Source organism: Mesotoga sp. Brook.08.YT.4.2.5.2. (genome assembly GCF_003351125.1).
Classification (GTDB): Bacteria; Thermotogota; Thermotogae; order Petrotogales; family Kosmotogaceae; genus Mesotoga.
This window is the reverse complement of the sequence record NZ_JPGZ01000032.1, coordinates 1-13,242: the sequence shown is the minus strand read 5'-3', so window position 1 is coordinate 13,242 and position 13,242 is coordinate 1. Positions and strand designations below refer to the sequence as shown.

Sequence of the window (13,242 nt, the reverse complement as noted above, 5' to 3'; positions counted from 1 at the left end):
TTATGGCAGAGATAGAAAGAGACAGGCTCTTGGCATATTTTGCAGGAATCGGTTCTTCAGTTATCTTTGGTCTTTCCTTTCTATTTACGAAGAACGCACTTGAATATACAAATCCCATGTACTTTCTTTCGTACAGATTTTCTGTTGCCTTTCTGACTATTTCATTGTTTAGATTGTTTGGTATCGTCAGAATCAGACCCTACAGAGCAGTTTTTAAAGACCTTCTTCTTCTCAGCCTTGTTCAACCGGTCATGTACTTCATCTTAGAAAATGTTGGGGTCTCTTTGTCCACTTCATCCGAAGCTGGAATACTCCTTTCGACAATTCCAATATTCGTACTGATTTTCGCCAGGATATTTCTTAAGGAGAGACTTGCCGCTCCTCAGATAATCTCAGTTGTGACTGCGCTATTTGGCATAACTTTGATAACCGCCGGAAAGGGGATTTCCTCAGGAAGCAGTCCACTGGGGCCGATCATTTTGATAGGTAGCACAATCTCGGCAGCCTTCTATAACATTCTCTCGCGAAAAGCCTCTGTCAGGTTTAGTTCATGGGAGATCACATATCATATGATGACGATGGGCTTCATCTCTTTCACCGTAATTGCAGTTATACTGTCTTTGTCAAGAGGAGAGTTTTTGTTCTATATCGGCGGAATTGCTCAGCCTGGTGTCGCCATTGCTGCGCTTTACCTCGGTACATTATCGTCGGTCGGAGCATTCTTCCTGATCAACTTCATGCTTTCCAAGCTTGAAGCATCGCGCTCAACCGTCTTTGTCTACCTTTCAACAGTTGTATCTCTTCTCGCCGGCGTGATTTTCAGGGGAGAAAGATTCGGACCAATTCAGATGTTTGGAGTAGCTCTTATTCTCTTCGGAGTATGGGGGGCCAACGCTCTGTCGAAGAGGAAAATCAAGGAGGGGTCGAAATGATGAAAATGAAGAGCGTCGTTACTACGGTTTTCATCTTGGCAATGACAATTGCCAGAGGAGTATCCTTTCTTACTACTGCAGATTCAACACCCTCAGTAGTGATCATTGAGAGTTCACTGGAACTGAATATGTCTCGACTCGATAACAATTGGTGGTCAGCAGAAGTTAATATTGAGCCAGGTCTCTATCATTACTACTATTCCACAGAAGATGCGACTTTTCTTGACCAAAGGAATCCTGACAAGTCGTACAAAGATGGAGCAGAACTATCAGTGTTAAGAGTAGAAAACCTTGGAGACCTGCAAGACTTTGCCAGACACAGTGTTGGCGACAGAGATTACTTCAACCCGGTAAACGAAAATGAATTCTACTTTGCCGTTTCACTTCCTATTGGAACTACTTATCAGCTCAGCCTCATTGTCGATGGGACTCGCTACAATCTAGAGTATCTACGCGACTTCGGCAAAGATAGCTTTTATCGTACAGACAGGATAAAAGTTGAAAACTTGGAGTATTACTTCGAGATAGAGGATGGAGACAACTCAGTGGTCCTCGATTCTCTCGGACTGTGCCAGGAGTTACGTCTTCCATTCATTTTCGAGAAAGATAGGCTTCCCATAACGTATTTTGATCTTCCGGAATGGTCAAAGGGAGCCGTTTATTATCAGATTTTTCCTGAGAGATTCGCAAATGGAGATCCCAGAAACGATCCTGTTGGAGTTCAGCCGTGGAATTCTGATCCTGTTTTCGCCAACCTCGGCGGCGATGGCTTTTTCGGAGGAGACCTCAAAGGGATCATCGATCGTTTCGATCACATTCTTGAGCTGGGAGTAAATGCGATATACCTGAACCCGATCTTTGAAAGCCCTTCGAGTCACAAGTACGATACTGAAGACTACCTGAAGATAGATGACAATTTCGGCGACGACTATGTTTTCGAGGAGCTCATTTCACTGGCAGAAGATTCTGGCATCAAATTGATTCTGGATGGAGTCTTCAATCATACCGGCTACGACTTCTTCGCCTTCAAAGATCTCCGTGAAAGAGAGGAGACTTCCCCCTACAAGGACTGGTATTTTGTCAAACGCTTTCCAATAAGGAAGATCCAGGATAGGGCAATGACATATGTGGGATGGAACGGCTACGCATATATGCCTAAGATAAACAGCCTCAACGAAGGCTGGCAGGCTTACGTGGAACAACTTGTACGCAAGTACGATCTTGAAGGAATCGGTGGCTGGCGTCTCGATGTTGCAACGGAAGTTGACCCTCTTTTCTGGAGTGATTTCTTCAGACCACTTGTGAAGGGGTTAGACAAAGAAAAATTGCTTGTCGCGGAATTTTGGGGAGACGCCAGAGCACTGCTTAGAGGCAAGTCTTTTGATTCGGTTATGAACTACCCCTTTAAGGATGCGGTTGTGGAGTATGTTTTCAGAGCGGGAAACTCTGCTGCAAAGTTCGCAGCTATGACTAATCTGTATCTCAACGCTTATCCGCCTCAGACTCTGCATTCTCTCTGGAACATTCTGGACAGCCACGACACCGAGAGAATTCTTACCCTTGCCTTCAATCAGGTTGATCTTCTGAAGATAGCAGTGGCAATTCAGATGACTTTCATCGGCAGCCCTGTAATTTACTACGGAGACGAAATCGGAATGAAGGGGGGAAAGGATCCGGAGAACAGAGCTCCCATGATCTGGGACGAAGAGAGATGGAACTGGGAAATCTACGAATTCTACAAGAAGCTAACAGTGCTTAGAGAATCTCACGAATCTCTTCGTACCGGAGAATATGAAGTCATGACAACCAGTGGCCCCGTTCTCTCTTACAGAAGATGGAACGATCAGGATGAAGTAATTGTGGTAGTTAATCCATCAAGAGAAAGCGTCTCCTTCAGTCCTTCGACAAGTGGCGAATTCTTTGAGTATCTTTCCGGAAGAATACTGGTAATTGATCAGCACACAGTAGAGATCCCTGCTATAACAGTTTGGATTCTTGTTAGGAACGAGAGCGGTGAACTGGCTTCTGCCGACAACTCTTGATATCGAGTTCTAAGTCCCGTCAACTATTCATCCATAACCGAGTTTATTGTCGGTAGTTGATTCAGGCGGCTCATTCTAAACCTTCTCGTGCTTCTCGCTTTTCTATCCATATGCTTCGGGGAGGTAGTTCAACTTCCATAACGGAAGGAATTACGCCTGACCAATCCTGATACATCTTCTTGAGCTTAATTGAGTGCCGAGGTGTATCGTTAAGATTCACGAAAGAGGTGACGTCATAGACGGGTGCATTTCTCGTACAGGTTGCGAAGACTCCGTTCATGCCGTCAAGGAAGACCCTGGGTTCTCCTCCCCTAAGCTGCATCGCTTCCATGAGCAAAGAAATCCCGTCGCGGCCAACCTGAGACATGTCATCACTGGTAAGCATCATTCCATCAAGTAGACCCACAGATAATGCAAATACTCGCTTCTCTTCTTCGGTAAGTCCGCAGTTCCTCAAAACAATCGTATCGGGATCATTCAGCCACAGCCTGCGGTGCATGAAGGACCTTGTGTAGGCATTTCTCAAGCTGTACCTTGCGCTCGGAACTCCTATATCCATCGTTTCCCCATTCCACTCAGGCGCAGTATCGGACCCGATTCTCATACCATCAACATAACCTACTGAGGGAAGCAGAGGAGCTCCACAGCCAAGAATGAAGCAATCATCTCCGGCAGCAGCTCTAATTGTCTGCATTCCACTTCTATACGCCTCAACCGGTGTTAAGAATTCGTTGAAGCGCCCTCCAGGAATCGCACCAGCGAAGAGAAAATCTATTTTCAAATAGTCAAAGCCATAACTCCTTATTGTCTTTATAAGCCTTTCGAGGTGAAGTAGAACTTCTGGATTAGTCGTGTCAAGAGCGAAAACCTGCTTATTCCAATTTCTGTATGCTACTCTGGGATTGCCATCACTGTTCTTTACAAACCATTCTTTGTGCTCGTTAAACAGCCTTGAGGATTCGGAAGCAGAAAACGGGGCTATCCACAGTCCTGCTTTGAAGCCTTTTCCCCTAATTTCAGAAGCGATTTCTTTCAAGTCCGGAAATTTGGAGTTGGTCGTCAGCCAGTCGCCTATTTCCTTTTCGTAACCATCGTCAAGCTGAACCAGTCTGTAATCGATTCTCTCGCGATCTCGAATTTCGGCAAGAAGCTTCACATTCTTCGACAACTCATCGAAAGTTATGTCGGTGAAGTAATGGTACCAACTACACCAACCTATCCCTTCAAACTCATTAAACTCAACCTCATTACTCTGCTTTATGAGATCAGCATACTTTTCAAGCATAGTCCAGAGGCTTTTATTACCAAGAATAACCATCTCTTCGAGTTCTATTGACTCGCCCGATGCAAGTTCAGTACCGAAGAGATCCACTGAACCAATGATGCTCAAGGTCTCATCGTCTCATAGGAAATACTGGTGAGTGAATTGATTCGAGACAAAACCTACAAGGAGCTCGTCGGTGGCAATGAAGTAATCGCTAGGTCTTTGCCCTTTCCTAAGGAGCTCAGGTATTGGGGAGGCGGCAAAGAGACTTATTCCTTGAGAATCTGCGTACTGAACAAACGAATCCACTAATGGTCGCTCCCAGTAAGCCTTGAATGGGAACCATGACTGCCAGTTGTTGTAGTAAACGGGCTCACTAACATCCTGGATTTCGATTAGATCGATCTTGCCAACTTTCTTAGGAGAGGGATCTTCGTTGCGAATTGAGACCCTGAGCAAAACTCCCGATGAGTCTGGAAGGTTTGAAAAGCCATAGATAAGGACAAGGTTTTCTCTCTCTATCTTGAACTCTCTCTCGCTGCTAAGGAACAGCTCCTCTATTCCCGCGATTCTTGTCTTCAACACTTCAAATCACCTCACAACCTTGTTGTCTATTATAGGCCAACAAGAAAACAAGTTGAATCGCGGTTTCACTACTGATGCTGAGAGGAAAGACGTTTATGACTCCAATTCTGGTTGTCGGTTTTTCTTGCTCTTTCAGACGCCGGGTTCCTTTCTTTCTCGGAACAGGTACAAAGAAGCAGAACCATTCATTTTCTTGGTTGCTCCTAGATTGCTTCAAGAGCTGCACCTAGATCTTCCAGAAGATCTTCAACATCCTCGATCCCCACCGAAAGCCTTACCCCTCCTTTGGATAGACCCACTTCACTAAGCTGTTCATCTGTAAATGAAGAGTGACTGGTGAGAACAGGTATCGTGACAAGTGATTCGACTCCGGCCAGACTTGTTGCTTCTAGAAAGAGCTTGCTGCTTCTTATGAATCTTTTCGCTTTTTCCAGATTCTCCAGCTCAAGATACACGACTCCCCCAAAGCCTTTGCAATCTGCAAAGCAGCTAGGTTTAGTGTTCATCAAAGAAGGATAAGAGACTCTACGCACTTTTGGACTTTTCGAGAGAAAAACCGCTACTTCTTCCCCGTTCTTATTATGCAGTTCCATTCTGGGACCAAGAGTCTTCACTCCACGACTGACCAGAAAAGCATCAAATGGAGCTCCATTCGTGCCCAACCTAATCATTTTCTGTCTAACAAGCTTCTCAGAATCGCCTTCGCTGAAGGCGGCAAAGCCCGCAATGACATCGGAATGGCCATTCACATACTTAGACAGACTCTGGATATCTACGTCGGCACCATGTTCAAGCGGCCTAAAATTGTAGGGAGACAGAAATGTATTGTCGACTATCAAAAGCGCTCCGCTCTTCTTTGTTATCTTTGATATGTTTTCGATTTCCGATAAGACCAGGTTCGGATTTGCCATTGACTCAACATACACGATAGCGGTATTGTGGTCGACAAGATTCTCAAGGTCTTCTAACTTTGACTGGTCAAATCTCCTGACCTCTACTCCCATGCCGGGTAGTTCCGCGATAAGACTCTGAGTCCCTCCGTAAACGTTTTTCGAAATCACCAAGTTCATCCCTGACTTGAGAAAAGTGAGAAATACCGTAGTGATAGCGCCCATTCCCGATGAAAAGAACACTCCGCCTTTTCCTCCGAAAAGATCGGACAGCTTCCTTTCTAAAACTCCTATCGACGGATTTCCGACCCTTGTATATAAGGTCTCTGAGGTTTCGCTGAGATACTTGTCGTCATTTGCCAGGAAGTTCGAAGTCTGGAAAATAGGAGTTGTTACGGCGTCGCAAACTTTTTGCTCTTCGCCACTATGAATAGCTCTAGTATTGAAGCCACTCATCTTCCCATCAACTCTCCACTATCAATGAGTCCACAATCACTACTCGTTTCTCATTTGCAGAAATCAATCCGGCCTCAACGGTCGCCAGATCAAGGATTGCCTCCCGAATAGAGCCGAGAGAATTCTTCTGACCTTTAATGACTCTGTAGAAATCAGTAAATTCCTCAACGAATCCATCACTGTTATTTGCGTAGAATTTCTCTCGACCGTGAGCCTCGATTTCGATTGTCGCTTCATCCTTGTCAACACGCAACAGGCCTTCTGTTCCAACGATCTCGAGTCTGTTAAGAGTGGCCGGAGCTCCATATACAACCGAGTAGTTCCCAATCACTCCTTCTCCCAGTGTCATATTGAAGACCACTGAGTTCTCCGCACCAAGATAATCGAGATTCTTCTCTGAAAATCCGCTAACTTCTCTCACATTCCCAAGGATTTTTCGCAAGGCCGCAATGTCATGAACGCCACCGTCAGAAATGAATCCCCCCACATGTTTCGGGGCTTGCCTCCACTTAGTCTGAACATACTTGTTATCCAGTCCGAAATCTACCCATTTGAGCCAACTGAATATGATTGGTTTGCCGATCCTTCCTTCCCTCACAAATTCGGAAGCCTTAGTGTAAACTTCTATGTGTCTGTAATTCTCTGCGATGTAGACAGGTGAATTCCCCGGAAGATTCAACAGAGAAAGTCCTTCTTTCACCGATGCAGCAATAGGTTTCTCACAAATAACTGGTTTCTCCGCCGTTCTCGCAGCTACGATCATTTCGGGATTGAGGGCAATTGGCACTGCAAGGACAATCGCATCGACATCATCGGAATAAAGAATCTCTTCATAAGAATCGAAGACTTTGATTTTACCTCCAACGAGATCGGCGAACTCCTCAGCCTTCTTTCTTGTTCTGCTGTTTACAGCAGTAATTGTGAATAGATCTTTCAGCTCCATTAAGGCGGGAAGATGAAGTTCCCTTGAGGCGATTCCCGCTCCTACAACGCCTAGTCTAATGTTCATATCATCCTCCTTCGCAAAACCGTTCAAAGCAACAGAACTGGGATAAGTCCATTTAAGTCAGACTTTCTTTCTCACAAAGGGAAAGAGGCTTCAACTTCCCTTGCACCATCCGAGGGCCTTACTTCGTAACAATCGATATCTATCGCAAACTTCTCTTTATATCTCGTTTTCACCACTTCAACTATCTTCTTCTCCTCGGTTTTCTCACAAAGGGCGAGTACCGATCCACCGAACCCGGCTCCAATCATTCTTGCACCCGATACGCCCTTCATCTCTCTAAGCGTATCAACAATGAAGTCAGTTTCTTCACAAGTAACCTCATAGTCAAGAGCCAGAGATTCATGAGATTGTATGAGAAGCCTGCCAAGGTTTTCAAAATTCGAGTTTGATAGAATCTTCATTGACTCCAGAACCCTCATGTTCTCTGAAACAACATGCAAAGCTCGTCTATAATAGAGATCACCCATTTTTCCTCTGTTCGGAAACAGATCAACCATTGAAACTTCGCGATAGCTACTCCTGCCAAGAATCTCAAGAGCCTTTCGTGCTTCCTCTCTTCTTGAATTATACGCGCCTCTTGAAAGAGAATGATGTACCTTTGAATCGAACACAAGAAGCGTATAGTCGCCCAGTTCCAGGGGGACATACTCATATTGCATCTTGAGAGTATCAAGGAATATCGCCTTGTTCCTACGTCCCATTACCGCCGTGAATTGATCCATAATTCCACACTTGACTCCGACAAAATCGTTCTCTGCTTCCTGAGCATAATTGTACAACTGAGTTTCGCTGAGCTTTAGATCAAAAACCGAGTTCAGTGCTACTATCAAGGCAACCTCTAAAGCGGCAGAGCTCGAGAGACCTGCTCCTTCAGGAAGGCTGGAGCGAATATCAATATCCATTCCCCCGAACTTGGCGTCAAGCTTATTCTTCAAGATCCAGATTATTCCTTTTAGATAATCGCTCCAGTCACCTGTCTTTTCAATAACACTTTCTTCGAATGACACCGGTTTTCTTCCCATGGAGCTCAGGTGAATCCGACCGTTACCATTCTTCTCAATTGACAGAAGAACATATTTGTCAATCGCGGCTGGCATTACGAACCCTTCGTTGTAATCAGTATGCTCTCCAATGATATTAATCCTACCAGGCGCAACAAAGTACCTCTTCAACTCAACACCTCCAGCAATGTACATATATGCTTTTTGCTCTATATTGAGAGAATAGCACCCCGTTGACAAAAAAACAAAGCGGGCTAATGCCCGCCGTGAAATCGCTTCTTCAGTTAATGGATACCCAGAAGGCCGTCTATCTTTCCCTTGTCAAATCCTACAATAACCTGGCTTCCTATTGTTATCACCGGAACACCCATCTGCCCACTCTTCTTGACCATTTCTTCCGCTTTGGCTTTATCCTTGCTTACATCATAGTCTTTAAAAGCAATTCCGTTTGCCCTGAAATAGTCCTTTGCTCTCTTGCACCAGGGACATGTGGGAGTAGAATATACAACTACCTTTGCGCTCATGAAATTCACACCTCCATTTACCCCCTAGGGGTATTAGTAAGTAAATTATAGAATATTTCTGCTACAATTGTCAACTGCTCGATTTAGGGAGACATGTATTCATTCGGGAGAAGTTATCAGGATTTCGCTTTATCAAGAAGCAGTTCGAGTTTCTGCAGTTGGCGGAGTACTGAAAGCTGTTGTTCGTTAACCTTCTGTCTGTTGGCAATCAGATTCTGCAGATGCCCCATAGCTACAAGCTTTGACAAATCATCGTTGTTAAGCGAGGGCTTTGAAAGAAGATCCTTCTCTGACTTCTTCCATTCCATATAGAACAGTCTCCCTGAAGGCGTCCATCTTGCGAAAATCCTCTTCGGGACAACTAGAAGAAGCCATCCCAGGCACCAGTCTGCATAGAGAACTATTGACAGCACGAGAGATTCATCTGGAAAGGAGAGGTAAATCTGCCAGTTTCCAAAGACAAACTTCAGTATCATGGACCAGATGATTAAGTAGAAGATCGAAAAAACCGACATGACCGTAGAACCGAGGTACTCATAGAATCTTCCTGACTTCACGCTGCGCATCGCATTCTTCTGCCAAAGACTGTAATGTTCCCTGAATTCGTTGAGCGAAACGCTGTTGTTTTCAGCATCAGGAATCTCTATTGAACCGTCTTCATTTCTCTTTAGAGACTTGATGGCCTGAAGCGCCCATTGCTGCTGCGTTGGGATTCCATTATGAGTTGCCTTCACGGATATAGAATTCTCACCGATAAATATCTCTCCGCTGTTGTGCATCTCAAGAATCGTTGCAAGGAAGCCGTTGTGATCCACTTCCTGGAATGGATTCCTTATTACTGCATTAAGAATATAGCCCGGTACATCGTAGATTCTATAACCAATTTCCGACTTAACCTGAGGCTCGACTCCAAAAAGGATAAACGTGAAGAATAAGACGAAAAAAGGCACTGCTATCTGAAACCCGATCAAACCCGAAAGAAAAGCCTGCTGGAACATGGCTATCTCGTGTTCCTTGCGAATCGAACTTTTGCTTACGGTTGTACTCACCGCGTTTGGCATAGTACTGGCAATGTTTTTTGGAAACGAGATCTTGATTTCGCCCGATGCATTTGAAAGAACAGATTTCATTCGAAGCTTCACGGAGTTTCCTTCTATCTCCACCCTGGCTTCTTTATAGGGCCTGACAGAGATATCGTCCTTTGTTATCCTAGAGATTATGGCCTCGGGTAACTCTATGGAAAGAGAGATGTCTCTGGTCATGGCATCTGAGTTTGGTTCCCAGAATCTATAGCTCAACACGGCGATATCCGTTCCTATCTCGACAACACCGGATAAACTGTATTCAGTTGTCATCAGAAACTGGGTGACTTCTTGTTCAAGAAAGATCCTCGCATCGAAGCCGCCGGGGGATGACGATATCTCTCTGACAACACCGGTTCCCTGGGAAACCTCAATAGAATACGAGTTGAGAACCGAGGGATATGATAAATGGAGTTTCTTAGTCGCTGTCCTGTTGTTGCGAGATAGCGTATAAACTGAAAGCTCTTCTACGAGAAGCTCCCCCTGATCATTCAGTCTGGCGTTGATTTCAACCGAATCGATCTTGTAGGGAGCTGATTCCCTCCAGAAGCCATTTCCTAAGGCAATGAACATAAAAAATCCGCTGACTATCATGAATATGATAAAGAAGTACTTTCTTTCGAATTTCCTTTTCATTTCATCTCACCCTTTGTATTATACTCTGCATATGAAAACAGCTGGAAAAATGGAGGAAGAGATGCTCAAACACAAAAGACTCTTCGTTTCAGATATGGATGGAACGTTCTACCTGGGCGAGCATCTTTTACCAGGCAGTCTGGATTTCGCCAGGGCCATCTACAGACACAATTCAAGACTCGTGTTTCTAACCAACAATTCATCACGTACTCCTGAAGAATATATCAGAAAACTGGTGAAAATGGGCATCGAAAGGAGACTATTCGAGGTCTACACATCCGGGGAGGCTACTGTAAGTCTCCTCAAGAACTGCTTTCCTGGCAAGAAGGTGTATCTGTTGTCAACGCATTCAGTCCGGAAGATGTTTTTAGATAAGGGGATAGTCCTCGATGAAAGTAATCCTGATGTTCTCGTTCTGACATACGACACAGAGATTACTTACGAAAAGATCAGGAAGGCCGCTCTCTTCATAAGAAGAGGTGTTCCATACATTGCAAGTCATCCTGATATTAACTGCCCTACCGAAGAAGGCCCTGTACCGGATGTTGGAAGTCTTATTAGCCTCTTCGAGACATCTACGGGTCGTAAACCTGATCAAATAGTCGGAAAGCCGGATCCAACGATACTCAATATGGTCATGAAAGACTTCGGTTGCTCACCTGAAGAGACGGTTATGGTTGGAGATAGGCTCTACACAGATATTGAGTGCGGACTGAGAGCGGGAGTTGACACCTACCTTGTTCTATCGGGAGAAACGACCGAAGATATGATACCCGTTACACATAGTTACAGAGTTGTGCAGAACACCGGATCACTAGCAGCGATGATTGACAAAGATAATACTGTATAATTACCATAAGTTGGAGGTGATTGAATGGTCATCCTTTTCGTTGTAATTGGAATTATTGTTGTCTTAGCTCTATGGCTCATCGGGGTATATAACAATTTAGTCACCCTAAAAAAGAGGGTCGAAAATGCATGGTCGCAGATCGATGTTCAGCTCAAGAGAAGACATGATCTAATCCCGAACCTTGTTAGCTCTGTGAAAGGTTACATGAAATTTGAACAGGAAACTCTGGAAAAAGTAATGCAAGCGAGAGCAAAAGCTGTTTCAGCTCAAGGTGTGGGAGACAAGATCAAGGCAGAACAAGAACTTGGCGGCGCGCTCGGTAGACTGCTTGCAGTAGTCGAAAACTACCCTGATCTGAAAGCAAACACAAATGTATCACAGCTGATGGAAGAATTGACCACTACCGAGAACAAGATCTCTTACGCAAGACAGTTCTACAATGATTCTGCTACCAAGTTCAATACAAAGATCGAGATCTTCCCGAATAACGTCATTGTTGGCTTCTTTGGGGGCAAATTTGAATTGTTTCCTCTCTTTGAAGTGACAGAGGCCGAAAAAGAAGCTCCCAAAGTAGATCTTTCCTTCTGAGAGCTATGTCTTTTACAGTAGATTTCTACGAAGAAGGCAGGAAGAATGTCAGAAAGACCATCATTCTCGTGATGGTCTTTCTTGCCATGATGGTTGCATTCGGCATGATAATAGACTTGATCTTCGGTATTCTACCTATATTCACTCTTGTTTTCCTCTCCGTTGCCCTAATACAGATTCTTATTTCTCTCTCCTCAGGAAAAGAGATCGTCTTAAAATCAGTAAAAGCGCGCCCTCTCAAAACGAACGATCCAGAGGAACGACAGCTCAAGAACATCGTAGATGAACTCTCAATTGCAGCTGGAATGGGGAAACCTCCGGATGTATTTGTGATTGATGATGACTCGGTTATCAATGCATTCGCTACCGGAAGGAGACAAGATGATTCCGTCGTTTGCGTAACTAGCGGACTTTTGAAGAATCTCGATCGTGAGGAGACCTCCGGCGTAATCGGCCACGAACTTAGTCACATACTAAATAAGGACGTTCTCCTTATGACGCTGATCTCTGCGCTTCTTGGTGCGGTTGTGATTGTTCAATTGCTTGCCTTTAGGGCACTGATCACTTACCTGCGGTTTGGCGCTATTGGAGCGGCTACAAGGTCAAAACGCTCCTCAAAGAAGAACGACAACTCTGCTCTGCCTATAATCGCTTTTCTTGCGGCAGTTGCAGGGCTTGGCGCACTCTTCTCCTTTACTGGAAGACTCTCGTTGCTTGCTGTCTCGAGAACAAGAGAATACTTTGCTGATGCGAGAGCCGTCGAATTGACTAGAAATCCCGCAGGACTATCGAGAGCTCTCCGAAAGATTGCAACGACTTCTGCGAAACTCCAGACAGCAAATGTGGCGACCGCTCATCTATTCATATCAGATCCTTTGAAGAGGAGGATAAACAATAAGACCTCCTTCTTCGCATCCTTGTGGAGCACACATCCTCCGATCGCGATGAGAATTTCAATACTTGAAAACAAGACACTGACGGAAATTGAAGCGGAGCTTTCCGACTATATCTGATCTTCAGCACTCCTCCCAATGTATTCACGCAAAGAAGTGACTAAGGAAACGAACCTGTAACTTGACAGTGGGTAGGGGTACTGGTAATATAGGAATTGCTGACGCGAAGTTAGCGTTAGTGGTAAGAGCGAGCGAAGGAAGAAGGGTCATTGAAAAATGGATAGCAATCCAGCGAGTTTCGAAAAAAATGAGTCATGGATGGAGGGTTTGATCCTGGCTCAGGGTGAACGCTGGCGGCGTGCTTGACACATGCAAGTCGAACGGTATGTGGCAACACATAGAGTGGCGAACGGGTGAGTAACACGTGGGAACGTACCCTACGCAGGGGGATAACTGACCGAAAGGACAGCTAATACCGCATAAGACCGCA

Annotated in this window: 12 protein-coding genes and 1 rRNA gene; 6 read left to right on the top strand and 7 right to left on the bottom strand. The window is 44.8% G+C overall.

Annotated elements, in window-relative coordinates:
• The first annotated feature begins 2 nt into the window (after positions 1-2).
• Both Q502_RS08275 and Q502_RS08270 read left to right on the top strand, forming a co-directional pair.
• Positions 3-932 (top strand): DMT family transporter, encoded by a 930-nt coding sequence (locus Q502_RS08275; RefSeq protein WP_099830916.1) that lies wholly within the window; start codon positions 3-5, stop codon positions 930-932.
• A complete protein-coding gene (locus Q502_RS08270) occupies positions 929-2,974 on the top strand; it encodes a glycoside hydrolase family 13 protein (protein ID WP_099830915.1) in 2,046 nt (681 codons plus the stop codon). The genes Q502_RS08275 and Q502_RS08270 overlap by 4 nt, the downstream gene beginning before the upstream one ends.
• 70 nt (positions 2,975-3,044) lie before the next feature.
• Here the strand turns inward: Q502_RS08270 and Q502_RS08265 are convergent, their stop codons facing one another.
• From Q502_RS08265 to Q502_RS08235, 7 genes are all read right to left on the bottom strand, one after another.
• Positions 3,045-4,364: a glycoside hydrolase family 36 protein gene (locus tag Q502_RS08265; protein ID WP_243392444.1), complete on the bottom strand. Its 1,320-nt coding sequence runs from the start codon at positions 4,362-4,364 to the stop codon at positions 3,045-3,047.
• A gap of 12 nt (positions 4,365-4,376) precedes the next feature.
• Positions 4,377-4,823 carry a hypothetical protein gene (locus Q502_RS14690; protein WP_243392443.1) on the bottom strand — a complete coding sequence of 149 codons (447 nt, stop codon included), beginning with the start codon at positions 4,821-4,823 and terminating at the stop codon, positions 4,377-4,379.
• A gap of 203 nt (positions 4,824-5,026) precedes the next feature.
• Positions 5,027-6,169: a PLP-dependent aspartate aminotransferase family protein gene (locus tag Q502_RS08255; protein ID WP_099830913.1), complete on the bottom strand. Its 1,143-nt coding sequence runs from the start codon at positions 6,167-6,169 to the stop codon at positions 5,027-5,029.
• A gap of 7 nt (positions 6,170-6,176) precedes the next feature.
• Entirely contained in the window at positions 6,177-7,178 is a 1,002-nt protein-coding gene (locus Q502_RS08250) for a Gfo/Idh/MocA family protein (protein WP_099830912.1), read from the bottom strand.
• 71 nt (positions 7,179-7,249) lie between these two features.
• Positions 7,250-8,350 (bottom strand): galactokinase, encoded by a 1,101-nt coding sequence (gene galK, locus Q502_RS08245; RefSeq protein ID WP_099830911.1) that lies wholly within the window; start codon positions 8,348-8,350, stop codon positions 7,250-7,252.
• Positions 8,351-8,463: 113 nt separating this feature from the next.
• The gene (locus Q502_RS08240) at positions 8,464-8,703 is read right to left on the bottom strand and encodes a glutaredoxin family protein (RefSeq protein ID WP_099830910.1); all 240 of its coding nucleotides are present in this window, start codon (positions 8,701-8,703) and stop codon (positions 8,464-8,466) included.
• Between the two features lie 116 nt (positions 8,704-8,819).
• Positions 8,820-10,421: a DUF2207 family protein gene (locus tag Q502_RS08235; RefSeq protein ID WP_099830909.1), complete on the bottom strand. Its 1,602-nt coding sequence runs from the start codon at positions 10,419-10,421 to the stop codon at positions 8,820-8,822.
• 61 nt (positions 10,422-10,482) lie between these two features.
• On the opposite strand from Q502_RS08235, the gene Q502_RS08230 reads away from it, so the two are divergent.
• The 4 genes from Q502_RS08230 to Q502_RS08215 form a co-directional block, all read left to right on the top strand.
• A complete protein-coding gene (locus tag Q502_RS08230) occupies positions 10,483-11,271 on the top strand; it encodes an HAD-IIA family hydrolase (RefSeq protein WP_099830908.1) in 789 nt (262 codons plus the stop codon).
• Between the two features lie 24 nt (positions 11,272-11,295).
• On the top strand, positions 11,296-11,859 hold the full coding sequence (locus tag Q502_RS08225) for a LemA family protein (RefSeq protein WP_180977912.1): 564 nt from the start codon (positions 11,296-11,298) through the stop codon (positions 11,857-11,859).
• 5 nt (positions 11,860-11,864) lie between these two features.
• Positions 11,865-12,872, top strand: coding sequence for a M48 family metallopeptidase (locus Q502_RS08220; protein WP_099830907.1), 1,008 nt, complete (start codon positions 11,865-11,867; stop codon positions 12,870-12,872).
• A 195-nt stretch (positions 12,873-13,067) separates the two neighbouring features.
• A 16S ribosomal RNA gene (locus Q502_RS08215) occupies positions 13,068-13,242 on the top strand; the annotation flags it as partial.

Coding starts and splice junctions, on each gene's coding strand:
- Q502_RS08275 (WP_099830916.1), top strand. CDS start 3: ATGGCAGAGATAGAAAGAGACAGGCTCTTGGCATATTTTGCAGGAATC.
- Q502_RS08270 (WP_099830915.1), top strand. CDS start 929: ATGATGAAAATGAAGAGCGTCGTTACTACGGTTTTCATCTTGGCAATG.
- Q502_RS08255 (WP_099830913.1), bottom strand. CDS start 6,169: ATGAGTGGCTTCAATACTAGAGCTATTCATAGTGGCGAAGAGCAAAAA.
- Q502_RS08250 (WP_099830912.1), bottom strand. CDS start 7,178: ATGAACATTAGACTAGGCGTTGTAGGAGCGGGAATCGCCTCAAGGGAA.
- Q502_RS08240 (WP_099830910.1), bottom strand. CDS start 8,703: ATGAGCGCAAAGGTAGTTGTATATTCTACTCCCACATGTCCCTGGTGC.
- Q502_RS08235 (WP_099830909.1), bottom strand. CDS start 10,421: ATGAAAAGGAAATTCGAAAGAAAGTACTTCTTTATCATATTCATGATA.
- Q502_RS08230 (WP_099830908.1), top strand. CDS start 10,483: ATGCTCAAACACAAAAGACTCTTCGTTTCAGATATGGATGGAACGTTC.
- Q502_RS08225 (WP_180977912.1), top strand. CDS start 11,296: ATGGTCATCCTTTTCGTTGTAATTGGAATTATTGTTGTCTTAGCTCTA.
- Q502_RS08220 (WP_099830907.1), top strand. CDS start 11,865: ATGTCTTTTACAGTAGATTTCTACGAAGAAGGCAGGAAGAATGTCAGA.